Source organism: Pseudonocardia sp. 2-7, assembly GCF_056341085.1.
The window spans coordinates 1,504,389-1,528,229 of sequence record NZ_CP094507.1 but is presented as its reverse complement, the minus strand read 5'-3'; the positions used below and the strand labels follow the sequence as shown (position 1 = coordinate 1,528,229).

Annotated in this window: 24 protein-coding genes; 1 reads left to right on the top strand and 23 read right to left on the bottom strand. The window is 75.4% G+C overall.

Annotated features, from left to right (window positions below):
- Positions 1-9: 9 nt before the first annotated feature.
- From MTO91_RS07605 to trmD, 8 genes are all read right to left on the bottom strand, one after another.
- Entirely contained in the window at positions 10-1,191 is a 1,182-nt protein-coding gene (locus tag MTO91_RS07605) for a DNA-processing protein DprA (protein ID WP_405418611.1), read from the bottom strand.
- Positions 1,188-2,702: a YifB family Mg chelatase-like AAA ATPase gene (locus MTO91_RS07600; protein ID WP_405418612.1), complete on the bottom strand. Its 1,515-nt coding sequence runs from the start codon at positions 2,700-2,702 to the stop codon at positions 1,188-1,190. The genes MTO91_RS07605 and MTO91_RS07600 overlap by 4 nt, the downstream gene beginning before the upstream one ends.
- Entirely contained in the window at positions 2,702-3,064 is a 363-nt protein-coding gene (locus MTO91_RS07595) for a YraN family protein (protein WP_062401027.1), read from the bottom strand. Before MTO91_RS07595 ends, MTO91_RS07600 begins: the two co-directional genes overlap by 1 nt.
- Before the next feature lie 134 nt (positions 3,065-3,198).
- On the bottom strand, positions 3,199-3,522 hold the full coding sequence (locus MTO91_RS07590; RefSeq protein ID WP_020627284.1) for a DUF2469 domain-containing protein: 324 nt from the start codon (positions 3,520-3,522) through the stop codon (positions 3,199-3,201).
- The gene (locus tag MTO91_RS07585; RefSeq protein ID WP_208822498.1) at positions 3,519-4,289 is read right to left on the bottom strand and encodes a ribonuclease HII; all 771 of its coding nucleotides are present in this window, start codon (positions 4,287-4,289) and stop codon (positions 3,519-3,521) included. Before MTO91_RS07585 ends, MTO91_RS07590 begins: the two co-directional genes overlap by 4 nt.
- Before the next feature lie 92 nt (positions 4,290-4,381).
- Positions 4,382-6,643 carry a signal peptidase I gene (lepB, locus tag MTO91_RS07580; protein ID WP_476654144.1) on the bottom strand — a complete coding sequence of 754 codons (2,262 nt, stop codon included), beginning with the start codon at positions 6,641-6,643 and terminating at the stop codon, positions 4,382-4,384.
- A 42-nt stretch (positions 6,644-6,685) separates the two neighbouring features.
- On the bottom strand, positions 6,686-7,042 hold the full coding sequence (gene rplS, locus MTO91_RS07575; RefSeq protein ID WP_060714490.1) for a 50S ribosomal protein L19: 357 nt from the start codon (positions 7,040-7,042) through the stop codon (positions 6,686-6,688).
- A gap of 398 nt (positions 7,043-7,440) precedes the next feature.
- Positions 7,441-8,217: a tRNA (guanosine(37)-N1)-methyltransferase TrmD gene (trmD, locus tag MTO91_RS07570; RefSeq protein ID WP_476654143.1), complete on the bottom strand. Its 777-nt coding sequence runs from the start codon at positions 8,215-8,217 to the stop codon at positions 7,441-7,443.
- 51 nt (positions 8,218-8,268) lie between these two features.
- Here trmD and MTO91_RS07565 point away from each other — a divergent pair, with 51 nt between their 5' ends.
- Complete coding sequence (locus MTO91_RS07565) at positions 8,269-9,027, top strand: MgtC/SapB family protein (protein ID WP_178376860.1); 759 nt, start codon at positions 8,269-8,271, stop codon at positions 9,025-9,027.
- Between the two features lie 31 nt (positions 9,028-9,058).
- On the opposite strand, the gene MTO91_RS07560 is transcribed toward MTO91_RS07565, so the two are convergent.
- The 15 genes from MTO91_RS07560 to ftsY all read right to left on the bottom strand — a co-directional run bounded on the left by MTO91_RS07560 (position 9,059) and on the right by ftsY (position 23,828).
- On the bottom strand, positions 9,059-9,604 hold the full coding sequence (locus MTO91_RS07560) for a Clp protease N-terminal domain-containing protein (protein ID WP_476654142.1): 546 nt from the start codon (positions 9,602-9,604) through the stop codon (positions 9,059-9,061).
- A 13-nt stretch (positions 9,605-9,617) separates the two neighbouring features.
- Positions 9,618-9,833 (bottom strand): helix-turn-helix domain-containing protein, encoded by a 216-nt coding sequence (locus tag MTO91_RS07555; protein ID WP_476654141.1) that lies wholly within the window; start codon positions 9,831-9,833, stop codon positions 9,618-9,620.
- A 94-nt stretch (positions 9,834-9,927) separates the two neighbouring features.
- Positions 9,928-10,479, bottom strand: coding sequence for a ribosome maturation factor RimM (gene rimM, locus MTO91_RS07550; protein WP_350590140.1), 552 nt, complete (start codon positions 10,477-10,479; stop codon positions 9,928-9,930).
- The gene (locus tag MTO91_RS07545; protein ID WP_149663515.1) at positions 10,476-10,706 is read right to left on the bottom strand and encodes an RNA-binding protein; all 231 of its coding nucleotides are present in this window, start codon (positions 10,704-10,706) and stop codon (positions 10,476-10,478) included. The genes rimM and MTO91_RS07545 overlap by 4 nt, the downstream gene beginning before the upstream one ends.
- Before the next feature lie 5 nt (positions 10,707-10,711).
- On the bottom strand, positions 10,712-11,215 hold the full coding sequence (gene rpsP / locus MTO91_RS07540; RefSeq protein WP_073578179.1) for a 30S ribosomal protein S16: 504 nt from the start codon (positions 11,213-11,215) through the stop codon (positions 10,712-10,714).
- A 147-nt stretch (positions 11,216-11,362) separates the two neighbouring features.
- Complete coding sequence (locus tag MTO91_RS07535) at positions 11,363-12,328, bottom strand: lysostaphin resistance A-like protein (RefSeq protein ID WP_476654140.1); 966 nt, start codon at positions 12,326-12,328, stop codon at positions 11,363-11,365.
- Complete coding sequence (locus MTO91_RS07530) at positions 12,325-13,443, bottom strand: amidohydrolase family protein (RefSeq protein WP_405418622.1); 1,119 nt, start codon at positions 13,441-13,443, stop codon at positions 12,325-12,327. The genes MTO91_RS07535 and MTO91_RS07530 overlap by 4 nt, the downstream gene beginning before the upstream one ends.
- Before the next feature lie 15 nt (positions 13,444-13,458).
- The gene (ffh, locus tag MTO91_RS07525) at positions 13,459-15,027 is read right to left on the bottom strand and encodes a signal recognition particle protein (protein ID WP_062401008.1); all 1,569 of its coding nucleotides are present in this window, start codon (positions 15,025-15,027) and stop codon (positions 13,459-13,461) included.
- A 10-nt stretch (positions 15,028-15,037) separates the two neighbouring features.
- Positions 15,038-15,751, bottom strand: coding sequence for an AAA family ATPase (locus tag MTO91_RS07520; RefSeq protein WP_476654139.1), 714 nt, complete (start codon positions 15,749-15,751; stop codon positions 15,038-15,040).
- Positions 15,752-15,968: 217 nt separating this feature from the next.
- Entirely contained in the window at positions 15,969-16,307 is a 339-nt protein-coding gene (locus MTO91_RS07515; protein WP_476654138.1) for a P-II family nitrogen regulator, read from the bottom strand.
- The gene (locus MTO91_RS07510; protein ID WP_476654137.1) at positions 16,304-17,596 is read right to left on the bottom strand and encodes an ammonium transporter; all 1,293 of its coding nucleotides are present in this window, start codon (positions 17,594-17,596) and stop codon (positions 16,304-16,306) included. Before MTO91_RS07510 ends, MTO91_RS07515 begins: the two co-directional genes overlap by 4 nt.
- Positions 17,597-17,695: 99 nt before the next feature.
- The gene (locus MTO91_RS07505; protein ID WP_405418625.1) at positions 17,696-20,095 is read right to left on the bottom strand and encodes a [protein-PII] uridylyltransferase; all 2,400 of its coding nucleotides are present in this window, start codon (positions 20,093-20,095) and stop codon (positions 17,696-17,698) included.
- Positions 20,096-20,233: 138 nt separating this feature from the next.
- Complete coding sequence (locus MTO91_RS07500; RefSeq protein WP_062401001.1) at positions 20,234-20,572, bottom strand: P-II family nitrogen regulator; 339 nt, start codon at positions 20,570-20,572, stop codon at positions 20,234-20,236.
- Positions 20,573-20,575: 3 nt separating this feature from the next.
- Positions 20,576-21,835 carry an ammonium transporter gene (locus MTO91_RS07495; RefSeq protein ID WP_476654829.1) on the bottom strand — a complete coding sequence of 420 codons (1,260 nt, stop codon included), beginning with the start codon at positions 21,833-21,835 and terminating at the stop codon, positions 20,576-20,578.
- 289 nt (positions 21,836-22,124) lie between these two features.
- Positions 22,125-23,828, bottom strand: coding sequence for a signal recognition particle-docking protein FtsY (gene ftsY, locus MTO91_RS07490; RefSeq protein ID WP_476654136.1), 1,704 nt, complete (start codon positions 23,826-23,828; stop codon positions 22,125-22,127).
- Positions 23,829-23,841 lie beyond the last annotated feature (13 nt).

Below are 23,841 nucleotides of genomic sequence, written 5' to 3'. Positions count from 1 at the left end.
GGGCCCCGGTCAAGGACCCGCGCGGCGTGCCGGACGCTGCCACAGCCCCTGGTGGTACTCGGCGAGCCCACGGTCCTCCAGTTCGGTCAGCGCCGCGCGCAGCTCGTCGGGTCCGACGCCCGCTGCCTCCCCGATCCGTCCCGGCGGCCACGCGGCCCGGGCGGGCAGCGCGTCGTGGACCGCCAGCACCCGCGGGTCGAGCCCGTCGGTCGGGCGGGACTCCCCCTGCGGCGGCAGGGCGAGGTCCACACCCAGCCGGCCGACGACCTCCAGGACGTCCTCGGGACGTCCGACGAGACCCGCCTGGTGGGAGCGGACCAGCTCGTGGCAGCCGACCGACATCCCCGAGGTCACCGGGCCCGGCACCGCCATCAGCGGGCGCCCGAGCGCGGTCGCGTCGGCGGCGGTGCGCTTCGTCCCGCTGCGTGCCCCGGCCTCGACGACCAGGGTCCCGACACCGAGTGCGGCCAGCAGCCGGTTGCGGACGAGGAACCGCAGCCGCCCGGGGATCGTGCCGGGCGGGTACTCGGTGAGCACCAGTCCGGTCGCGGCGATCCGCTCCAGGAGACCGGTGTGCGCGGCCGGGTAGACGCGGTCCGGGCCGCAGGCCAGCACCGCGACCGTCGCGCCGTCGACGGCGAGCGCTCCGCGGTGCGCGGCGGCGTCGATCCCGAACGCGGCGCCGGAGAGGACCGCGACGCCGCGCCGGGCCAGCGTCGCGGAGAAGTCCGCGGCCACGTTCAGCCCGTACGGGGTCGCGGCACGCGACCCGACGACGGTGACCGACCGGTCGGCGAGCGTCGCGATCTCCCCCGGCCCGCGGGCCCACAGCGCGATCGGGGGCGCGAGGTCGGCCCGCGGGGCCTCGGCGAACGACCGGAACGGCCACGACGGCCAGCCCCGGTCCTCCGGCACGAGCAGCCGGGCCCCGGCTGCCGCGGCCGCCTCCAGGTCGGCCTCGGAGCGGTCGGTACCCCGCCGGGCCGCCGCGGCGCGCAGCAGCTCGTCGGGGACGGCACCGCGACGCAGCCGGTCGGCCGCCTCGACCGGCCCGTACCGGTCGACCAGGGCGACGAGGTGCCGGTTCGGGGGTTCGACGCAGCGCAGCAGGTAGGCGCGGGCCTGCAGGACCTCCTCGGGCACCGTGCCGGCGTCGGTACCCGGGCGGACGGCCGGGACCGGGGCGCTCACGCGGCACCCCGCTCGCGGAAGTACAGCGCCGCGTCGACCAGGCCGCGGTCGGGCCGTTCGGCCCCGGCGAGGTCGCTGAGCGTCCACGCGACCCGCAGCGCGCGGTCCGCGCCGCGGGCACTGAGGTCCCCGGCCCGCAGCCGGGCCTCCAGCGGTGCGATCACCCGGGCGGGCAGTGGGAAGCGGTTCCGCAGGGCGGGGCCGGGCACCTCGGCGTTGCACCGCCACCCGTGCTCCGACCAGCGCGCGACGGCGGCGGCGCGGGCGTCGAGCACCCGGCGGCGGACGGTCGCGGTGTCCTCGCCCCGCTTCTCGGTCACCCGCAGCGCGGTCACCGGCTCCATCGCCACCCGCAGGTCGACCCGGTCGAGCAGCGGGCCGGACAGCCGGGACATGTAGCGGCGGCGGACGTCGGGGCGGCAGGTGCAGTCGCGGTCGATCGGCGGTGCGCACGGGCACGGGTTCGCCGCGAGCACGAGCTGGAACCGGGCCGGGTAGCGCACGGTGCCGTCGGCGCGGGACAGCCGGACCTCGCCCTCCTCCAGAGGAGTGCGCAGCCCGTCGAGGACCGAGGCCGGCCAGTGCGGGCACTCGTCGAGGAAGAGCACACCGCGGTGGGCCAGCGACACCGCACCGGGCCGGGCGACGCCGCTGCCCCCGCCGAGCAGCGCCGCGGTCGACGCCGAGTGGTGCGGCGCCACGAACGGCGCGCACGTACTGAGCGCCCCGCTGTCGCCGAGCCGGCCGGCCACCGAGCGGATCGCGGCGAGCTGCAGCGCCTCGGCGCGATCGAGCTCGGGCAGCAGCCCCACCACGCGCTGGGCCAGCATCGTCTTGCCGGTGCCGGGTGGGCCGACCATCAGCAGGTGGTGCCCGCCGGCGGCGGCGATCTCCAGGGCGCGCCGGGCGTCGTGCTGGCCGAGCACGTCGGCCAGCTCGGGTGCCGCGACGGCCGGGGCCTCCTCCTGCCCGCCGTCGTGCCGGTGCAGCAGCCGGTTGCCCGACGCCCAGTCCAGGACGTCGCCGAGGCTGTCGGCACCGAACGCCTCGATCCCGTCGACCAGCGCGGCCTCGGCGAGCGCGGCTCGGGGCACGACGGCGCGGACCATCCCGGCGTCGCGCGCGGCGAGCAGACAGGGCAGCACGCCGAGCACCGGCCGCAGCCTGCCGTCGAGGGCGAGCTCGCCGAGCAGCGCGGTGCCGCGCAGCCGGTCGGGCGGCACCGCGTCCGCGGCGACGAGGACGCCCAGCGCCAGGGCGAGGTCGAACCGGCTGCCGGTCTTGCGCAGGGTCGCCGGGGAGAGGGCGAGCACGATCCGCTCGTTGGGCCAGGTGCGGCCGGAGTGCACGATCGCGGACCGGACCCGGTCCTTGGACTCGTTGAGGGCGGCGTCGGGCAGGCCCACGAGGTGCACGCCGGGCATCCCGCCGCCGATGACCGCCTCGATCTCGACGGGGACGCCGTCGACGCCGTGCAGCGCCACCGACCAGATCCGTGCCGGGGGCCGCATCAGAACGCCGCCGGGTAGTGGGTGAGCGTGACCGGCCGGCCGGGCCGGATCAGGACCGCCACGACGTCGAACCTGATCTCCACCCAGCTCACCCGGTGGGCGGCCATGAACGCCTTCGCCAGCAACCGGATCCGGCGTGTCTTGCGGCGGGTCACCGCCTCGGCGGGCTCGCCGTAGCGGAGCCCGGAACGGGTCTTGACCTCGCAGAACACCAGCCGTTGCTGCGGGTCGACCGCGACGATGTCGATCTCGCCGTGCGTGCACCGCCAGTTGCGGCTGAGCACGACCATCCCGTGTGCCCGCTCGAGGTACTCGGCGGCGGTGTCCTCACCGCGGCGGCCGAGCTCGTCCTTCGCTGCCATGGGTCCACGATCGGGCCGGACGGGCCCGTCGCGGGGGTGGATCGGCAGGCTGTGGACGGATCCGCCGGTTGGGGACGGGCACCGCCGGCCGCGCCGCCGGGGCGGCGGAACCGTCGGTGGGGTCTGCTACGCGCTCAGCCCGGGAACTGGTCGTCGTCGGGGAGCCGCAGGTCAGGGGTGTCGAGCTCCTCGATGTTGACGTCCTTGAACGTCACCACCCGCACGTTCTTGACGAACCGCGCCGGGCGGTACATGTCCCACACCCACGCGTCGGACATGCGGACCTCGAAGTAGACCTCGCCGTCGGCGTTGCGCGGGGCGACGTCGACGGAGTTGGCCAGGTAGAACCGACGCTCCGTCTCCACGACGTAGGAGAACTGGGCGACGATGTCGCGGTACTCCTTGTAGAGCGTGAGCTCCATCTCGGTCTCGTACTTCTCGAGATCCTCGGCGCTCACCGGCCCGCTCCTCCTGTGACGATCTCCAACGGCTCCCACGCCCCGACCGTGTCCTCCGGGTCTCCGGGGTCGGGTTCCTGCTCGGGGAGCGCCCCATTGTGGACCAGCCCCGCCGGGACCTCGCGCCCGGCCACCGCGGCGACGTTCGCGAAGGAGAACCGGTGCTCCGGGCAGGGCCCGTGTGCGCGCAGCGCGGCCTCGTGGTCCGGCGTGCTGTAGCCCTTGTGCACGGCGAAGCCGTAGCGGTCGTGCTCGGCGTCGAGCGCGGTCATGATGCGATCCCGGGTGACCTTGGCCAGCACCGACGCCGCCGCGATGCAGGCCGCCACCCGGTCCCCCTTCGGCACGGCGAGGGCGGGGCGGCCGAAGCCGCGGACCGGGAAGCCGTCGGTCAGGACGTAGCCGGGCGGGACCGCGCTCAGCGCGGCCACCGCGCGACGCATGCCCTCGATGTTGGCCACGTGCACCCCACGGCGGTCGACCTCGGCCGCCGGGATCACGACGACGGCGTGGTCCAGCGCCCGGGCGCGGATGCGGTCGTACCAGTGGTCGCGGGCGGCCGGGGTCAGCAGCTTGGAGTCGGTCAACCCGTCGAGGGCCTTCGCGTCCGCGGGCCGCAGCACCGCCGCGGCGACGACCAGCGGTCCGGCACTCGCACCGCGACCGGCCTCGTCGACGCCGGCGACCGGGCCGAGCCCGTGGCGCTGCAGGACCGTCTGCAGGGTCCAGGTGCCGCCGTCGCGGACGACGGCACGCGGCGGACGCAGCCCGTCGGGCAGGACCCGTACGGGCCGTCGGCGGGCGCGCGGCCGTCCGGTGGGACGGGCGCGGCTGGGCGGAACCGGCACGGTGCTCCCGGTCAGGCTCTCCGGCGCCACCCGTGCGGGGGGCGCGTCGCGGGCAGGAACCGCTCGGCCTCGGCCCGGGCGAGCAGAGCGCGTCGCCGGCCGGCCGCGAGCGGCAGGGTCCCCAGGATGCCCAGCGCCAGCGGCAGCCCGGCGGGCAGCCCCGGGAGGCCGGCCGCCTCGGCGGTGGTCTGCGGGTCGACCGCGCTGACCCAGCCGAACCGGTCGAAGGGCAGCACGATCAGCCGGACCTTGCCGATGATGTTGGCCTCGGGGATGGGGCCGTGCCCGGCCGCCCGGGAGTCCGCGGAGTTGTTCCGCGAGTCGCCCATCATCCAGTACTGGCCCTCGGGGACGGTGATCGGGCCGAACGGGATCTGCCGGGCCGGACCCGCCTCGGGCAGGTAGTAGATGTAGGGCTCCTCCAGCGGCTGCCCGTCGACGACGACCTGGTTCAGCGCGTCGCAGCAGGAGACGGTCTGGCCGCCGACGGCGATCACCCGCTTGACGAAGTCCTTCTCGTCGGGCGGGGCGATGCCGACCAGCGAGCCGAGCGACTGCAGGCCCTTGAGCAGCGGGTTCTCGCTGCCCTCGCCGCTGTAGGTCTCGCTGGCCCAGCCGTCGGTGCCGCGGAACACGACGATGTCGCCCGGGGTGATGTCGGTGAAGTTGTAGGTGACCTTGTCGACGAGCACGCGGTCGTTGTTGCAGCCGGTGCAGCCGTGCAGCGTCGTCTCCATCGAGCCGGACGGGATGACGTAGACCTTCGCGAGGAAGGTCTGGATGAGGACCGTCAGCAGGATGGCGACCCCGGCCAGGAGCAGGATCTCCTTCCAGAACGCCGTCTTGGGCTTCTCCTCGCCCGCCGCGGCCGCGGCGGAGCCGCGCCCGGTCAGGGCGGCGATCCGGCCGCCGACGCCGACGGGGCCGCTGCGGCGCGCGGCGCGGCCACCGGTGGCGCGCTCCGGCTCGTCCGTCGCGTCCTGCGGGTCGGCGGGGATGTCGTCGGGGTCCTCTGCCGGTTCCGCCGGGGCGGCGGCCGGGCGACGGCGGCGCGGGGGCCGCGCCGGCGCGTCGGCGCCGGGGTACGGGACGGCGACGGTCCCGGGGTCGGCGTCGACGTCGTCGCCGACCGGGGCGGCGGCCGCGCGGGCGCGCCGCGGGTCGGCCTCCGGAGGCACCCGGCGACGCGTGGTCGCGGCGGCGTCGGGGTCCGGCGGGGCCGGGCGACGGGTGGTCGGGGCCCCGTCGGCGTCCGGTGGGACGGGACGGCGGGTCGTCGGTGCGGCACCGTCGACGGGCGGGCCGACGGGCCGGCGACCCGGGACACCACCGTCGGGGCGGGGCTCCGGGCGGGCGCCGTCGGAGTACTCGGCGGACGGGCCGCGGACGGGCGGACGGCCGGCGATACGACCGCGCGGGTCGGGGCGGCCGTAGCCCTCGGTCGCGTACCCGTCGGGGCCGCGGCCCTCGGGCGCACGACCATCCGCCGGGTAGCCGTCGACACCGTGGTCGCGGGGGGTGTGGCCGTCGGGGGCGCCGGGCGCGGGACCGGAGGGGCCGAAGCCGGGGGCGGCGGGGGGCCGGCCGTTGCGCCGGCGCGCGTCGGGGCCGCGCAGGGGCGGTGCGGCGGACGGGTCGAACCCGGAGGCCCGGCGACCGGGCCTGCCGTCGGGGGCGGGCTGGTCGGGGCCCGGGCGGACGCCGTGACGTCCGGTGCCCTCGGGGCGCCCGGCCGGCGGCGCCGGATGACGGGGGTCCGGGGCCTGCTCCGGACGGCTGCCGGACGGCGGCCACGGCCTGCCGTTCGGTGCGGCGCCGGGCTCGGGGCCGTCGGGCCGGTTCAGCCGGGCCGCGTAGCGGGCCCGCAGCGTGTCCGGGCCCTCGGTGGCCGGGGCGGGCCGCTCCTCGGGGAGCGGGCCGCCCGCGTCGACGCCGTGCCGCCCGGAACGTCCGGCGGCGAGTTCGTCGAAACCGTTGCGGTAGCGACGCCCGCGGGGACGGGCCTCGTCGGCGCCGTCCTCCGGGCCCGCGTGCCGGGTACGGACCCCGCGCGGTGCGCCCTCGGGCTCACCGTCCGCGGAGCCGTCCCGGGCCGGCACCCCGTGCGGCAGCGCGGTGCCGAGCAGCCACTGCTGCTCGTCACCGCCCGGCTCACCACCGGCGGGCGGCGGGCCCTCGGGGGCCCGCCGCCGACCGGGGCGCTCGGGAACATCGCTGCCGCGATACCGCCGGGGGCGGGCCCGGCGGTCGTCGGGGAGCTCGGGGAAGGCCACGCGTCGAGATTACGTCACCGGTCCGTCACGACAGGGTGACGGTCAGGACGCGGTGGTCTCCCGGCGCTCCTTGATCTTCGCGGCCTTGCCGCGGAGGTCGCGGAGGTAGTACAGCTTCGCCCGGCGGACGTCGCCGCGGGTGGCGACCTCGATCTTCTCGATGTTCGGCGTGTGCACCGGGAAGGTGCGCTCGACGCCGACGCCGAACGAGATCTTGCGGACGGTGAAGGTCTCGCGGGCACCCGAGCCGTGGCGGCGGATGACGACGCCCTGGAAGATCTGGGTACGGGTGCGGTTGCCCTCGATGACCTTCACGTGCACCTTGAGGGTGTCCCCGGGCCGGAAGTTCGGGATGTCGGAGCGCAGGGTCTCCGCGTCCAGTGCGTCCAGGGTGTTCATGTCGACGGTCCGTCCTCGTGTGTCGTTCGTGCGGGTCGTGCGGTGCCGGTCCCGGGTCGATCCGGGATCGCGCCCGGGCCACGGGGCGGTCGTGCCGTACGGCGACGACGCTCCTCACGTGGCGGGCTCGGTACGGCCGGCGCCACCGGCGGGACCGGGGGCACACGTGACCGTCACCGGGCACCACACGCGGCGCTGGCAACCCGTCCATAGTGCCAGACGGGCAGATCGCTCCGGACACCCGGTGGTGCGAGGGCGTCCGGAGCGGCTCCGCGGGCCCGGTCGTACCGGACGGACCGGGCACCGCCGGTCGCCGGTGGGGGCCCGCCGGGCGACGGCGGAACGGTCCCCCGCGCCGGCCCCGGAGCCGGGCCGCGGACGCCCACCGGCGGGAACGCTCAGGTGGTGGGGGCGTCGGCGTCGTCGTCGGGGCGCCGGGCGGCGAGCACGGCGCGGTCGGCGGCGTCCAGGGCGTCCGGCCCGAGCGCGTCGAGCAGGTCGGGGCGCCGGTCCCGGGTCCGTTCCAGGGCCCGGTCGCGCCGCCAGCGGGCGATCGCGGCGTGGTTGCCGCCGCGGAGCACGTCCGGCACGGCCAGGTCCCGCCACACCTCGGGACGGGTGTAGGACGGGCCCTCCAGCAGCCCGTCGGAGAAGGAGTCCTCGGCGGCCGAGCGCGGGTTGCCCAGCACCCCGGGCAGCAGCCGGGCGACGGCCTCGACCATCACGAGCACGGCGACCTCCCCGCCGACGAGCACGTAGTCGCCGATCGACACCTCGTCGACGGTGATGCCGCGGGCCCGGGCGTCGAGCAGCACGCGCTCGTCGATGCCCTCGTAGCGGCCGCAGGCGAAGACCAGCCGCTCCTCGGCCGCCCAGGCGTGCGCGGTGGCCTGGGTGAACGGCCGCCCGGCCGGGGTCGGGACGACCAGCCGGGCGGGCGGGTCGGGGGTGGCCAGCACCTCGTCGAGGGCCTCGCCCCACACCTGGGGGCGCATCACCATGCCCGGCCCGCCGCCGTACGGGGAGTCGTCGACGGCCTGGTGCACGTCGTGGGTCCAGTCCCGCAGGTCGTGCACGGCGACCTCGAGCAGCCCGCGGTCGATCGCCCGCCCCAGCAGTGCCTCGCGCAACGGCTGCAGGTAGGACGGGAAGATGGTGACGACGTCGATCCGCACGGCGCGGATCGTCGCAGGCGCCCGTCCCCCCGTGCAGAAGGAGGTCATGCGATGTCGGAGTCCTGGGCCGAGCCACTCTGGTCGACGGCGGCGCAGTGGAGCCTGCTGCCGCCGGTGCTGCTCGCCCTGCTCCTGACGACGGCGATCGGCCTGGAGCGCGAGGCCGGCGCGAAGAGCGCCGGTCTGCGCACGCACGTGCTGGTCGGCGTCGGCGCGGCGGTGTTCATGGTCATCTCGAAGTACGGCTTCGCCGACCTGCTCGCGACCGAGCACGTCGCGCTGGACCCGTCCCGGATCGCGGCCCAGATCGTGTCGGGGATCGGGTTCATCGGTGCCGGGCTGATCTTCGTCCGGCAGGACGTCGTGCGCGGGCTCACCACCGCGGCCACGATCTGGCTGGCCGCCGCGGTCGGGACGGCGTGCGGTGCGGGCCTGGCCCCGCTGGCCGTCCTGGCGACGGCGGCGCACTTCCTGGTGACCCGGGGCCTGCAGCCGGTCGCGCGGGTGGTGCGGCGGCACCGTCGCCGACCCCCGGTGCTGCGGATCCGCTACGACGACGGCTACGGCGTCCTGCGCGGGGTCCTGGAGCGCTGCACCGCGGCCGGGTTCTCGGTGGCGGGGGTGGCCGTGCACCGCGGCTCGGTGGCCGCCGACGGCGTCCGGGTCGCGGCGCTGACCCTGCGTCTCGACGGCCGGGGCGACCTGCCCGGCCTGGCCGCCGCGCTGTCGGAGACCGACGGGGTGCGCTCGGCGGAGACCCGGGTCGACCCGACCGAGGACCCGGACGACCCGGACCGCGCCGACGACTGAGCCGACGACTGAGCCGACGAGCGGGCCCGGCTCAGCCCGCCCGGCGGGGCCGCCGTCGCTCGGCGGCGCGCCGGGTCCCGTACAGCGTCATCCCGTGCCGGTCGAGCACCTGCGAGGCCGCGGTGTCCGGGTGCAGCAGCCCGAGCAGGACGTGCTCGGTCCCGATCGACCGGTCGCCGAGCCGGATCGCCTCGCGCAGCGCCAGCTCGAGGGCCTTCTTCGAGGACCGCGCGAACGGGATGTGCCCGGCCCACCACCGTCCGCGCCGCGGACGGTCGAGCGCGCCGGGCCCGAAGCCCGCCTCCACCGCGCTCCGGACGGCGTCGAGGTCGATGCCCAGGGTGGCGAGGGCGTCGGCGTCGCGATCGGGCACGCCGTCCGCCCGGTCGAGCTCCTCGACGACGGCGCGGGCGTCGATCCCGGCCGCGGCGAGGAGCTCCTCCCCCGGTGTGCCGGGGCTGCGCAGGATCCCGAGCAGCAGGTGCTCCGTCCCGATCCGCCCCGCGTGCCTCATCCGTGCGATCTCCTGGGCCAGGACGACGACCCTGCGGGCCTCGCCGGTGAACCGTGCGAACACGTGCGTCTCCCCTCTACACGCCGAGCCTGCGGTACTTCTTGTGCACCGCCTGCCGGCTGATCCGCAGTGCGTCGGCGATCTGCTGCCAGGACCATCCCTGGTCGCGGGCGTTGGTGACCTGCAGCTCCTCCAGTGAGTCCTGCAGGTCGCGCAGTGCCACCACCGCCCGCAGCCCCACGGCCGGGTCCGTGCTGGACGCCGCCGCGGCCACCGCCGTCGCATCACTCATGACCGTCAACATAGGTTGACACCGCGAGGATGTCAACTCTGGTTGACACTGCGACCACGAGAACGGCCCGGCACCACGGGGTGCCGGGCCGGGATCAGTCCTGCGGGTCGAGCAGCCCGTCGGGCGGGTCGAGGACCACGCGTCCGCCCGCCAAGTCGACGGTGGGCACGATCGCCCCGACGAACGGGACGAGTGCCTCGTGCCCGGCCGGCCGCCGGACGACCAGCAGGGACCCGCCGGGGCCGTGGACGACGTCGGTGACGGTGCCCGCCTCGGTCCCGTCGACCAGCTCGGCCCGCAGACCGGTCAGCTGGTGGACGTGGAACTCCTCCGGGTCCTCCGGCTCGGCGAGCGCGGAGGTCGGCAGCCGGAGCTGGACCCCGCGCAGGGCCTCGGCGGCGTCGCGGTCGGCCACGCCCTCGAAGAGCACGAGCCAGCGGCCCGAGTGGGCGCGCGCACCGGTGACGGTGAGCGGCCCGGGGCCCGCCGCGCGGGGCCGGTGGCCCTGCAGGACGGCACCGGGCGCGAACCGCTCCGCCGGTGCGTCGGTGCGGGGCTCGACGACGACCTCGCCGCGCAGACCGTGCACACGTACGACGACGCCGACCAGGACCTGGCCGGCGTCGTCGGGTGCGGAGCTCGTCACCGGTCGGTGTCGACGACGTCGACGCGCACGCCGCGACCGCCCACACCACCGATGACGTTGCGCAGGGCGGTGGCGGTGCGGCCACCCCGGCCGATCACCTTGCCGAGATCGTCGGGGTGCACCCGGACCTCGAGGATCCGACCGCGACGCCCGGTGACCAGGTCCACCCGGACGTCGTCGGGGTGGTCGACGATGCCGCGCACGAGGTGCTCGAGCGCGTCCGCCATGAGAGTCACGACTGGGTCGACTCGGTGGCCGGCTCGGCCGCGTCCTTGGTCGCGTCGGCGACGTCGTCGCTCTTCGTCGCGGCCTCGGCCGGGGCGGCGTCAGCGGTCTTACCGACGCGGTCGCCACCCTTCTTCTTCGGAGTGGTGGCCGCGGTGGTCGGCTCCTCGTTCGCCGCCGCCAGCGCCTCGTTGAAGCGGGCCAGCTTGTCGGCCTTCTCGGCCTGCGGCTTCAGGGTGCCCTCGGTGCCCGGCAGGCCCTTGAACTTCTGCCAGTCGCCGGTGATCTCGAGCAGGTTCTGCACCGACTCGGTCGGCTGCGCGCCGACACCCAGCCAGTACTGCGCACGGTCCGAGTCGATCTCGATCAGGCTCGGCTCGTTCTTCGGGTGGTACTTGCCGATCGTCTCGATGGCCCGGCCGTTGCGGCGCGTACGGGAGTCCGCGACGACGACGCGGTAGTACGGCTGACGGATCTTGCCCAGACGCATCAGCTTGATCTTGACGGCCACGCTGTGGTGCTCCTCGCGAATGTCGATTCGTGCTGCGATGAGTCAGCCGGCCTCGCGTGGGGTTACGGGCTCGCTCACTCGTAGGTGTCGGCCGTGGCAGGTAGAGGGCCGGCCACGGACCCGATCGGCCATTCTGCCAGACGTCGTTCAGACCGCGGGAAAGGCCCCGACCAGCATGAGGGCCAGGGCCAGCCCGGGCAGGAAGTTGTTGACCGCGTGCGCCACGATCCCGGCGGTGACGCGGCCGGTCAGCAGCCGTGCGACCCCCAGCGGCAGGGCGACGACGAACAGCAGCGGCGCGCGCAGGAACTCCAGGTGGGCCAGCGCGAACACCGCCGTGGTCAGCACGAACACGACCCACCGGTTGCCGACCCAGTGCGCGATGGCGTTCCACAGCAGGCCGCGGTAGACGATCTCCTCGCAGACCGGGGCGACCACCACGACGCCGACCATCACGGCCAGCGCGACCGGCCACGTCGTGCGGATGCCCTCGAAGGCGACGCCGACCGAGGTCGTCAGGTCCGGGCCGACCAGGTAGAGGTAGGCCAGCGCGGCCGGGATCGTGACGAACAGCCCGGCGACACCGATCAGCAGCCCGATGCCGACGTCCTCCCAGCGGAACCGCAGGCCCAGGTCGGCCACGGGCCCGCTGCCGAACACCCGGGTCCAGACCACGCAGGTGAGCGCGGCCAGGATCGTCGGGACGACGATCGCGAGCAGGACCTCCTGCGCGGAGTCGACCTCCCCCAGGCCCAGCGCCAGCAGGAACGACGAGCCGAGGAACACGATCTCGACGACCAGGAAGGCGAGCAGTCCGCGGAACGGTCGCGGCGGGGGCGGCGACGGCTCGATCCCGAACAGCCCGCGCCGCGGCGGCGGACCGTACGGCGCGCCAGGACCGTGGGTCGCCGGACCACCCGGGCCGTACTGCCCGGGCCCGGCGGGGCCGTACTGCCCGGGCCCGGCGGGGCCGTACTGCGCCGGCCCGCCCGGCCACCCCGCGGGCGGCCACCCGGCGGGCGGCGGACCGGCGGCGTCGGACGGGGTGGAGCCGGCCGGGTCGTCGGCGGAGGCTCCGGGCGGTCCCGGCGGCGACCCGGGCGAACTGCTCATGCCCCCGTTGATACCCGACGTCCGCGGATCAGGACCACCGACGGGGCCCGCAGCACGCCGAGATCCCCCCGCGGGTCGCGGTCGTACACGACCAGGTCGGCCGGCGCACCGGGCAGCGGACCCGCCGGGCGGCCCAGCCAGGACCGCGCGGCCCAGCTCGCGGCGCCGATCGGGTCCGGGTGCCCGGCGCGGGCCAGCTCGGCGATCTCGTCGGCGATGCGGCCGTGCCGGATGCCGCCGCCGGCGTCGGTGCCCGCGTAGACCGGGACCCCGGCCTCGATCGCGCGCCCGACGGTCTCCCAGGCGTGGGCGTGCAGGTCGCGCATGTGGGCGGCGTAGCGGGGGTAGCGCGTCGCCTTCTCGGCGATCCCGGGGAAGGTCTCGACGTTGATCAGGGTCGGCACCAGGGCGGTGCCACGGGCGGCCATCTCCTCGATGAGCTCGTCGGAGAGCCCGGTGCCGTGCTCGATGCAGTCGATCCCGGCCCGGATCAGCCCGGGCAGCGCCTCGGTGCCGAAGACGTGCGCGGTGACGCGGGCGCCGGCCCCGTGCGCCGCGTCGACGGCCTCGGCGAGCACCTCGTCCGGCCAGAGCGGGGCGAGGTCGGCGTCGTCGGGGCCCGCCGCGCGGTCGATCCAGTCCCCCACGAGCTTCACCCAGCCGTCGCCGCGGGCGGCCTGGGCCCGGACCTCGTCGACGAGCAGGCGCGGGTCGTCGAGCTCGGCGGCGAGCCCGGGGATGTAGCGCTTCGGGCGGGCGACGTGCCGCCCGGCCCGGATGATCTCGGGCAGGTCCTCGCGGGCCTGCAGCGGCGAGGTGTCGACCGGGGACCCGCAGTCGCGCAGCAGCAGGGTGCCCGCGTCGCGGTCGGTGCGGGCCTGCGCCGCGCACTCCTCCAGGTCGGTGACCGGGCCGTCCGGGCCGAGCCCGACGTGGCAGTGCGCGTCGACCAGGCCGGGGACGATCCAGCCGTCGGTGACCAGGTCCTCCGCGCCGGGCAGCGGCTCCGGGCTGACCCGCCCGGAGCCGTCGACGTACAGGTCGGCGCCCGCGGCACCGTCGGGGCCCAGCAGCGTTCCGCGGAGCCGCCACCCCGCGGCCGGAAGATCGGTCATGGGTGGCGACCCTAGCTACTTCTTCTTCCCGAAGTTCAGCTTCGACGGGTCGAACCCGGGCGGCAGCTGGTCGAGGTTGCCCAGTCCGGGCGGGAGCTGCTGCAGGCTCGGCGGCAGGTTCGACAGGTCCGGCGCACCGGCCGCGGCACGGTTCGCGGGGTTGCCGCTGCGCCGGCCCTTCTTGGCCTGCCGGGCCTTGCGCGGGTTCTTCGGGACCTTCTTGGTCGCGCTGCGCCCGCCGCCGCCGAAGCCGAACTGGCCGGCCATCTGCTTCATCATCTTGCGGGCCTCGAAGAAGCGGTTGACCAGGTCGTTCACGTCGGAGACCGACACACCGGACCCGGTCGCGATGCGCTGGCGGCGCGACGCGTTGATGATCTTCGGGTCCTCCCGCTCGGCGGGGGTCATACCGCGGATGATGGCCTGCAGGCGGTCGATCTGACGGTCGTCGACCTGCTCGAGCGCGGCCTTCGCCTGCCCGGAGTTCATCCCCGGGAGCATGTTCAGGATGTTGCCGATCGGCCCCATCTTGCGCAGCTGCAGCATCTGCTGGAGGAAGTCCTCCAGGGACAGCTCACCGGAGCTGATCTTCGCGGCGGCGGCCGCGGACTGCTCGGCGTCGAAGACCTGCTCGGCCTGCTCGATGAGGGTGAGCAGGTCGCCCATCCCGAGGATGCGCGAGGACATCCGGTCGGGGTGGAAGACGTCGAAGTCCTCGAGCTTCTCGCCGTTGGAGGCGAAGAGGATCGGCTGGCCGGTGACCTCGCGGACGCTCAGCGCGGCACCACCGCGGGCGTCGCCGTCGAGCTTGGTGAGCACGACACCGGTGAAGCCGACGCCGTCGCGGAACGCCTCGGCCGTGGCCACGGCGTCCTGACCGATCATCGCGTCGACGACGAACAGGACCTCGTCGGGCTGCACCGCGTCCCGGATGTCGGACGCCTGGCGCATCAGCTCCTCGTCGACGCCGAGACGGCCCGCGGTGTCGACGACGACCACGTCGTACTGCTTGTCGCGGGCGTGCGCGATGCCGTCGCGGGCGACGCCGACCGGGTCGCCGGGGCCCTCGGGGAGTTCGCCGGAGCCGGTGGCCCCGGGGTGCGGCGCGTAGGTCGGGACGCCGGCGCGCTCACCGACGATCTGCAGCTGGTTGACCGCGTTGGGACGCTGCAGGTCACAGGCCACGAGCAGCGGGGTGTGCCCCTGCCCCCGGAGCCAGCGCGCGAGCTTGCCGGCCAGGGTCGTCTTACCGGCACCCTGCAGACCCGCCAGCATGATGACCGTCGGCGGTTCCTTGGCCAGGTGCAGCCGCCGCGTCTCGCCGCCGAGGATCGCGACGAGCTCCTCGTTGACGATCTTGACGACCTGCTGGGCCGGGTTCAGGGCCTGGGAGACCTCCGTCCCCTTGGCCCGGTCCTTGATACGCGTGATGAACCCGCGCACCACCGGCAGGGCGACGTCCGCCTCCAGCAGCGCGATCCGGATCTCGCGCGCGGTGGCGTCGATGTCGGCGTCGGAGAGCCGGCCCTTGCCGCGCAGGTCGCGCAGCGTGGATCCGAGCCGCTCGGAGAGGGAGTCGAACACCCTTACCAGCCTACTTGGCCAGCGCCAGTCCCCCACGGGCACCGGAGCGATCGGTGCGACGGACCGAGGACCAGCCGGTCTCGGTGCCCGCCCGCAGGGCGTCGGCGGTGTCCCGGGCGCGCCGCGCGTGCGCCGCGAACGGCCGCGACCGGACCACCCGTCCGCGGGCGTGCTGGCCGTCGAGTGCCTGGTCGGGGGCGGTGTCGAGCCACAGCAGGTGCGGTGCGCGGCCGCCGAGGCGGGCCAGCGCGCGGACCGCGGCGCGCACCCGGGGCGCGGTCGCGGGCAGGTGGACCACGACGGTGTCCGCGGGGCCGAGGGCCGCGGTGACCACCGACGCCCGGTGGGTCAGGTGGGTCAGCCACCGGTAGGCCGGGTACGGCGTCGCGGCCGGGAGCAGCCGTGCGAGCACGGCCCGGGTGGCCCCGGAGTCGAGGACCCGGGTGCCCGCCGGGGCGTCGAGCCCGGCGAGCAGCGTGGTCTTGCCCGCCCCCGGCAGGCCCGCGACCAGCAGCAGCGACCGTCCCGGCAGGACGACGACCAGCGGCGCCGCCGGGCCGCCGTCGGACGGAGGGCCGGGGCGAACGGGCACGCCGGTGCCGTCGGGATCGGTGCGGCGGTGCCCGGTGGGGCGGTGCTCGGTGGGGCGGTGCTCGGTGGGGCGGTGCTCGGTGTCGCGGGTCGGCGGGACGGCGCCGGTCGGCACGGCACGGGCGGTGGTCATGTGTGGTGAAACGGTCCGGTCGCCCGGATCGTTCCGATCACCCGGTGTGTCCGGCCCGCCGCGGACCGTCCCCGGCCCGGTCCGCCAGGCCGCGAGACGCACGTTCCCGCCCTCCGCGGGGCGCGAACGCGCTGATCAACGCCCCGGTGCGGGTGGGGCGGGCGCCGGGTGGGCCGGGGCGGCGGGGCCGGTGACGATCACCCGGTCGGCCGCAGGGCTACAGGGCGTCGGTGCCACGCTCCCCGGTGCGGACGCGGACGACGTTCTCCACCGGGACGACCCAGACCTTGCCGTCGCCGATCCGGCCGGTGTGCGCGGCGTCGACGACCGCCTGCACGACCCGGTCGGCCTGCTCGACGTCGACGACGACCTCGACCTTGACCTTCGGGACGAAGTCGACCGAGTACTCCGCGCCCCGGTAGACCTCGGTGTGCCCCTTCTGGCGGCCGAAGCCCTGGACCTCCGAGGTCGTCAGGCCCAGCACCCCGAGCCCCTCGAGCGCGTCCTTGACGTCGCCCAGGACGAACGGCTTGACGATCGCGGTCACCAGCTTCATCGGTCCCCCTCCTCGGTGATCCGCCCGGCCGGCCCGCGGCCCGCCGTGCGCATCGTGCTGAACTCGTACGCGGTCTCGGCGTGCTCGGCCTCGTCGATGCCGCCGTGCTCGTCGTCGGGGGCGGCGCGGAAGCCGATCGTCCGCGACACCACCCAGGCGATCAGCGCCGTCATCCCGAACGCCCAGACCGCCGCGACCAGCACCGACAGCGCCTGCCTGCCGAGCTGCGCGGAGCCGCCGCCGTAGAACAGGCCGTCGGCGCCCGCCGGGTTGACCGCGTCGGTCGCGACGAGACCCAGCATCAGCATGCCGATGACTCCGCCGATCCCGTGGATCGCGACGACGTCGAGCGAGTCGTCGTAACCGAACCGGTACTTCAGCCGGATCGCGAGCTGGCACAGCAGCCCCGCGAGCACGCCGATCGCCAGGGCGCCCCAGGTGTCGACGTAGCCGCAGGCCGGGGTGATCGCGACCAGCCCGGCGACGGCGGCCGAGGCGGCCCCCAGGCTGGTCGGACGGCCGTCGAGCCGGTCCTCCAGGAGCAGCCACGCGACGACGGCGGCGGACGCGGCGGTCATCGTGGTGACGAAGGCGTTGGCCGCGGTGGCCCCGGCGGCGAGCGCGGACCCGGCGTTGAACCCGAACCAGCCGAACCACAGCAGGCCCGCCCCGAGCAGCACCAGCGGCAGGTTGTGCGGGCGCATCGGCTCACGCGGCCAGCCACGGCGGGCGCCGAGGACCAGCGCGAGCGCGAGCGCCGAGGCGACGGAGTTCACCTCGACCGCGGCGCCGCCCGCGAAGTCGAGGGCGCCGACGGTGTTGACCAGCCAGCCGCCACGCTGCGACACCGCTCCGTCGACGGCGAAGGTCCAGTGCGCCAGCGGGATGTAGACCACGACCACCCAGACCGCGACGAACAGCGTCCACGCCCGGAACCGGGCCCGGTCGGCGACGGCGCCGGACACCAGTGCCCCGGTGATCACGGCGAACATCAGCTGGAACATCGCGAACGCCTGCACCGGCACGTCGCCGACCAGCGCGTTCGGGTCGGTGATCCCGGCCAGCTCGAACCCGCCGATCACCCCGCCGTGCGAGTCACCGAAGGCCAGCGAGAACCCGAACACGACCCAGACGAGCCCGATCACGCCGAGGCAGACGATGCTCATCATCATCATGTTGAGCACGCTCTTGGCACGGACCATGCCGCCGTAGAACAGCGCCAGACCCGGGGTCATGAGCATGACCAGGGAGGCACAGCCGAGCAGGTAGGCGGTGTTCCCGGTGTCCACGTCGACACTCCTCGTCGCACGCCGCACCGGGCGGGCCCGCACCGGCGACGAGCATGATCGTCGCCGGGCCGCCGCTGTTGCAAGGCGACACGACCTGCGTCACGTCGTCGGTCGGGCCTCCCCGCGCCCGGCGGCCACCGTGAGGACCGCCTTCTCGATCTCGCTGCGGGCCGACAGGTCCGGGGACCCGCCGATGCCGAAGGAGTCGACGACCGAGGCGCCGAGGGTCTCGACCCGGGCCCAGACGAGGTCGACCCCGGTCCGTTCGAGCGCGGCGGTGACGTGGTGGAGCAGCCCGATGCGGTCGGTGCCGCGCAGCTCCAGCACGACCGCGCCGGTGGCCTCGTCGTCGAACCACAGCACCCGCGGCGGGGCGGTCCGTTCCACCTCCGGCGTCGACGGCGCGTAGTCGCGTTCCTTGCGGGCCAGCGCCTGCACCAGGTCCAGCGACCCGGCGCGCACCCGCACCAGGTCGGAGCGGACCAGCGCCGGGTCGGGCAGGCCGCCGAACCGCGGGGTCACCGCGAACGTCTCGACCGCGACCCCGTCGGACACGTTCACGTCGGCGGTGTGCACCTGCAGCGAGTGCAGGGCGAGCACCCCGGCGACGGCCGACAGCACCCCGCGCCCGTCCGGCAGCGCGACGGTGACCGACGCGACGTCGCCGTCGCCCGCGAAGCGGACCTGCGGCTCCCCCGCCACCGTGACGGCGTCGACCATCTCCCGGTGGGCCGGGTCCGGCGGGCCGGGCTCGACGAACGGACGGCCGTCGAGCGCGGACAGGCAGCGCCCGGCCAGCCCCTGGATCAGGGTGCGCCGCCACGGGCTCCAGACGCCGGGCCCGGTGCCGAGCGAGTCGGCCTCGGCCAGCGCGCCGAGCAGCTCGAGGAGCAGCGCCACGTCGGCGTCGCCCCGGCCGGTCGGGGCGACCGCCTCGCGCAGCGTCTCGAGCACCCGCGACACCGTCGCCGGGTCCTCCGGGTCGCGACGGGTCGCGGTGTGCGGCAGCAGCAGGTGGTGACGCACCATCGCCGCGAGCAGCACGAGGTCGCCCTCGCGCAGCCCGAGCCGCTCGCCGATCTGGCGGACCAGCGACTCCCCCACCACCGAGTGGTCACCGCCGCGGCCCTTGCCGATGTCGTGCAGCAGCGCGCCGACCAGCAGCAGGTCCGGGCGCGCGACCCGGGTGGTGAGCCGGGCGGCCTCGGCACAGACCTCGACGAGGTGGCGGTCGACGGTCCAGACGTGCGTGCGGTCCCGGGGCGGCAGGTCGCGGACGGCGCCCCACTCGGGGAACAGCCGCCCCCACAGCCCGGTGCGGTCCAGCGACTCGATCACCGCGACGGCGGCCTTGCCGGTCCCGAGCAGGGCGAGCAGCTCGGCCAGCGCGGTCCGCGGCCACGGTGCGCGCAGCTCCGGGGCGGTGTCGGCGAGCCGGGACAGAGTGCCCGCGGAGATCGGCAGCCCGGTGCGGGCGGCGGTGGCGGCGACCCGCAGGACCAGGGCCGGGTCCTTCGCCGCGGACGCGTCGCGGGCGAGCCCGACCTCCCCCGCGTGCTCGACGACGCCGGAGTCCAGCGGCCTGCGCACCGGCGGGCGGCGGAGCGCGGCGAGCCCCCGGCGGGGCAGCGCGTTGCGGGCCTGGCGCAGCCCGACCTCGGCCGCGAAGGCGACCGCGCGGGCCGCACCCGACAGGGCGCGGGCCAGGTCGAAACGGTCCCCGACGTCGAGGATCGTGGCGATGTCGTCGGCCTCCTGGGCGCGCAGGACGTCGCGGGCCCGGCCGGAGAGCCGGTGCAGCTCGGTGCGCACGTCCAGCAGCAGCGCACGGGCGGCGACGACGTCGGGCCCCGGCCGGTCGACGAGCTGGGCGGTGGCCAGGGCGTCGAGCAGCTGCACGTCCCGCAGGCCGCCGTGGCCGTTCTTCAGGTCCGGCTCGATGCGGTGGGCGACGTCGCCGTTGCGCCGCCAGCGGTCGGTGGTGGTGTCGACGATCTCGTCGAAGCGGCTGCGCATCCCGGCCCGCCAGGCCGCGCGGACGGCGTCGCGGACCTTCGCGGTGAGCGTCGCGTCCCCGGCGACGTGCCGCAGCTCCAGCAGCCCGAGGGCCGCCCGCAGGTCGGTCGCCGCGATCTGCACGGCCTGTCCGGGGGTGCGCACCGAGTGGTCGAGCCCGATCCCGGCGTCCCAGAGCGGGTACCAGAGCTTCTCCGCGAGCGCGTCGACGTCGGTCCGGCCGTCGTGCAGGAGCACGAGGTCGAGGTCGGACCAGGGGCACAGCTCGCGCCGGCCGAGCGCACCGACGGCCGCCAGCGCCGTCCCGCTGCCCTCACCGCCGACCCCGAGTGCCGCGCACCGGGAGGAGAGCCAGAAGTCGTGCAGGTCGACCAGCGCGGCCCGCAACGCCTCCGGGCCGTGGTGGTGCCGGCCGTTGGATTCCAGGAGGACCGATTTCGCCTTGACCAGGTCCGCCGCTTCGCCCGACCCGAGGACCGTCATCGCCCCGCGCCACCCGCTTCCTGTTCGTTCGAGTAGTCGACCGCATACATGCCGTGATGTCCGATTCGAGTCCGGACGGCGGACGGCCCGCCGCACTCCGGGAAGGGAGCACGACGGGCCGTCGCGAGGGACCGTCGGTCAGATGGCGTCGGCGCCGCGTTCTCCGGTACGGACGCGGACCACGGTCTCGACCGGGGTCACCCAGACCTTCCCGTCACCGATCTTGCCGGTGCGGGCGGCCTCGACGACCGCGTCGACGACCTTGTCCTGCAGCGCGTCGTCGACCACGACCTCGACGCGGACCTTCGGCACGAAGTCGACCGAGTACTCCGCGCCCCGGTAGACCTCGGTGTGGCCCTTCTGGCGGCCGTAGCCCTGGACCTCGCTGATGGTCAGACCGAGCACGCCGATCTGCTCCAGGGCGCCCTTGACGTCCTCCAGGACGAACGGCTTGACGATGGCGGTCACGAGCTTCACGGGTCAGACCTCCTGCTTCGCGACGGGGGTGGCCTTCGCCTCGGTGGCCGGCTTCGGCGAGGAGCCGAGACCGCTGCCGCCGCGCAGGCCGGAGAACTCGTAGCCGGTCTCGGCGTGCTCCGCCTCGTCGATGCCGGCCTGCTCGGCCTCGTCCTCGACGCGCAGGCCCAGGGTGGCCTTGACGATGAAGGCGATGATCGCGGTCACGATGCCGCAGTAGACCAGCGTGGCGAGCGCGGCCACGGCCTGGCGCCAGAGCTGGTCGACGCCGCCGCCGTAGAACAGACCGTTGGTCTCGTCGGGGGCGATGTCGGTGGCGAAGAACCCGATGGCCAGGGTGCCCCAGAGGCCGGCGACGAGGTGGACGCCGACGACGTCGAACGAGTCGTCGTAGCCGAGCTTGTACTTCCAGCCGACCGCGTAGGCCGACAGCGCACCGGCGAGGACACCGATGGCGAGCGCGCCCAGCGGGGAGACCGAGGCGCAGGCCGGGGTGATCGCGACCAGACCCGCGACGATGCCGGAGGCGGCGCCGAGCGAGGTGGCCTTGCCGTAGCGGATCTTCTCGATCAGCAGCCAGCCGAGGATGGCGGCGGCGGTGGCGGCGATGGTGTTGGTGAAGGCGTAGGCGGCGGCCCAGTCGGCGGCACCGGAGGACCCGGCGTTGAAGCCGAACCAGCCGAACCAGAGCAGGCCGGCGCCGAGCATGACCATGGTCAGGTTGTGCGGGCGCATGGCCTCACGCGGCCAGCCGCGGCGCTTGCCCAGGATGATGCAGAGGACCAGGGCGGCCATACCGGCGTTGATGTGGACCGCGGTGCCGCCGGCGAAGTCGAGCGCGCCCAGCGAGGTGGCGATCCAGCCCTGCTCCAGGTCGAAGACCCAGTGCGCGATCGGGAAGTAGACCAGGACGGCCCACAGGCCGGAGAAGAGCATCCACGCGCCGAACTTCATGCGGTCGGCGGCGGCACCGGCGATCAGCGCGACCGTCAGGATCGCGAACATCGCCTGGAAGCTGACGAAGGCCAGCCGCGGCAGCGTCTCGGCGGCCTGGTCGTTCGCCAGGATCGCGGTGAGGCCGAAGTAGGCGAACGGGTCGCCCAGCAGGCCGCCGCCGAGGTCCGGGCCGAAGGTCATCGAGTAGCCGAACAGGATCCAGAGGACTCCGACGAGGCCCAGCGAGCTGAAGCACATCATCATCATGTTCAGCACGCTCTTGGACCGGGCCTGGCCGCCGTAGAACAGCGCGACCCCCGGTGTCATGAGCAGTACGAGCGCGGCGCTCGCCAGGATCCAGGCGGTGTCTCCGCCGTTGAGGGCCTCTGCAGGCACTGTTCCTCCCATGTCCGTCCATCTGGCTGACTGGGGAGGAAGAATGGTGATCGCGTGTTTCGCATTCGGCGCCTGTCCGTTTCGTAACGGTTAACAGGCAGCCGCGACGGATGACGGTTGGGTTACCCAACCGGATCCGGAGGATCGACGGTCATCCGGATGGTCCGGTTCGTGACATGGCGCACGGTGCGGGCCGTCCGCGACGGCCCGCACCGTGACCTCAGTCGAGCAGTGCCTCGACGAACGCGGTGGGCTCGAACGGGGCCAGGTCGTCGGGGCCCTCACCGAGCCCGACGAGCTTGACCGGCACCCCCAGCTCGCGCTGCACGCGGAACACGATGCCGCCCTTGGCGGTGCCGTCGAGCTTGGTGAGCACCACCCCGGTGACGTCCACGACCTCACCGAACACCCGCGCCTGGGTCAGCCCGTTCTGGCCGGTGGTGGCGTCGAGGACGAGCAGGACCTCGTCGACCCGGGCCTGCTTCTCGACGACGCGCTTGACCTTGCCCAGCTCGTCCATCAGGCCGGTCTTGGTGTGCAGCCGGCCCGCGGTGTCGAGCAGGACGGCGTCGACCCCGTCGTCGGTGCCGCGCTTGACGGCGTCGAAGGCGACCGAGGCCGGGTCGGCGCCCTCGGGCCCGCGGACGACACCCGCACCGGAGCGCTCGCCCCAGGTGACGAGCTGCTCGGCGGCGGCGGCCCGGAAGGTGTCGGCCGCGCCGAGTGTCACCCGGTGCCCACCCGCGACCAGCACCCGGGCGAGCTTGCCGGTGGTGGTGGTCTTGCCGGTGCCGTTGACGCCGACGACCAGCAGCACCGCGGGCCGCCCGTCGTGCGGCAGCGCGTGCACCGAGCGGTCCTGGCCGGTGCCGAGGGCCTCGACGAGCACGTCACGCAGGGCGGCACGGGCCGCCTCGGCGGTGCGGACACCGCGGGTCGCGATCTGTTCGCGCAGCTTCCCGACGATCTCCGCGGTCGTCTCGGGGCCCAGGTCGGCCTGCAGCAGGGTGGCCTCGACGTCCTCCCACGACTCCTCGTCGAGGTCGCCGGCGCCGAGCAGGCCCAGCAGGCTCTGGCCGAGCCCGGAGCGCGAGCGGGACAGCCGCCCGCGCAGCCGGCCGATCCGGCCCTCGGCCGGGGCGATCTCCTCGGTGGGCGCGCCCGGGGCGACCGGCGCCTGCGGGTCCGCCGCCCCCGGACGCGCGACCGGCTCGGTCGGGGCACTCGGTGCGAGCTCCGGGCGTGCGACCGGCTCGGTCGGGGCACTCGCGGCGGGTGCGGCGGGCGGGGCCGGGATCTGCTCGGTGGTGCCGCCGTCGGGCGTCGCCACGGTCCCGGCGGCCCCGGAGGGGCCCTCGGGGCGGCGGAGCTGGCGGGTGGCCGGGTCCTTGCTGGCCTCGGCCGTGTCGATGATGCGGGCGTCCGGGGTGCCGGTGACGGTCCCGGTCTGCTCGGTGGGGACGGTCGGGCTGCTGGGCGGCGCGGTCGACGGGACCGGCGGGGCGGTGCTGACCGGGATGCCCCCGGGCGGGGTGCGGGCCTCCGTCGCCCCGTCGACGACGGGGGTGCCGCCGGGCGGGGTCCGGACCTCGTCGGCGGTCGGCGCGTCGGCGGCCTCGGCGGGCGGCGCCGGCGCGGCCGGGGTGGCGGGGGTCGGTGTGGCGGCGGTCGGCGCGTCGTCGCCGGGGGCGCGCGGCCGCTCGGGCGCGGTGGCCGTCCCGGAGGAGAACGCGAACCCGCCCCCGGCCTGGTAGCTGCCGCCGGTGCGCGGTGGCTCGTCCGTACCGGTCCCGAGCTCGCGCTGCTGCTCGTCGGACCGCAGGCTGATGCGCCGTCGGCGGGCGATCACCAGCCCGGCGACGACGGCGATCAGCAACACCGCCACGACGATCGCGACGACGATCCAGAGGGTCTGCGTGGTCACGACGCCACCCTGC

What these genes read in the sequence shown, in the direction of transcription:
- rplS (WP_060714490.1), bottom strand. Translation starts at nt 7,042, where the DNA reads ATGAACACCCTGGACGCACTGGACGCGGAGACCCTGCGCTCCGACATC.
- MTO91_RS07545 (WP_149663515.1), bottom strand. Translation starts at nt 10,706, where the DNA reads ATGGCGGACGCGCTCGAGCACCTCGTGCGCGGCATCGTCGACCACCCC.
- MTO91_RS07555 (WP_476654141.1), bottom strand. Translation starts at nt 9,833, where the DNA reads ATGAGTGATGCGACGGCGGTGGCCGCGGCGGCGTCCAGCACGGACCCG.
- MTO91_RS07535 (WP_476654140.1), bottom strand. Translation starts at nt 12,328, where the DNA reads ATGAGCAGTTCGCCCGGGTCGCCGCCGGGACCGCCCGGAGCCTCCGCC.
- MTO91_RS07595 (WP_062401027.1), bottom strand. Translation starts at nt 3,064, where the DNA reads ATGGCAGCGAAGGACGAGCTCGGCCGCCGCGGTGAGGACACCGCCGCC.
- MTO91_RS07530 (WP_405418622.1), bottom strand. Translation starts at nt 13,443, where the DNA reads ATGACCGATCTTCCGGCCGCGGGGTGGCGGCTCCGCGGAACGCTGCTG.
- MTO91_RS07515 (WP_476654138.1), bottom strand. Translation starts at nt 16,307, where the DNA reads ATGAAGCTGGTGACCGCGATCGTCAAGCCGTTCGTCCTGGGCGACGTC.
- MTO91_RS07520 (WP_476654139.1), bottom strand. Translation starts at nt 15,751, where the DNA reads ATGACCACCGCCCGTGCCGTGCCGACCGGCGCCGTCCCGCCGACCCGC.
- MTO91_RS07505 (WP_405418625.1), bottom strand. Translation starts at nt 20,095, where the DNA reads ATGACGGTCCTCGGGTCGGGCGAAGCGGCGGACCTGGTCAAGGCGAAA.
- MTO91_RS07495 (WP_476654829.1), bottom strand. Translation starts at nt 21,835, where the DNA reads ATGACACCGGGGGTCGCGCTGTTCTACGGCGGCCAGGCCCGGTCCAAG.
- MTO91_RS07565 (WP_178376860.1), top strand. Translation starts at nt 8,269, where the DNA reads ATGTCGGAGTCCTGGGCCGAGCCACTCTGGTCGACGGCGGCGCAGTGG.
- MTO91_RS07600 (WP_405418612.1), bottom strand. Translation starts at nt 2,702, where the DNA reads ATGCGGCCCCCGGCACGGATCTGGTCGGTGGCGCTGCACGGCGTCGAC.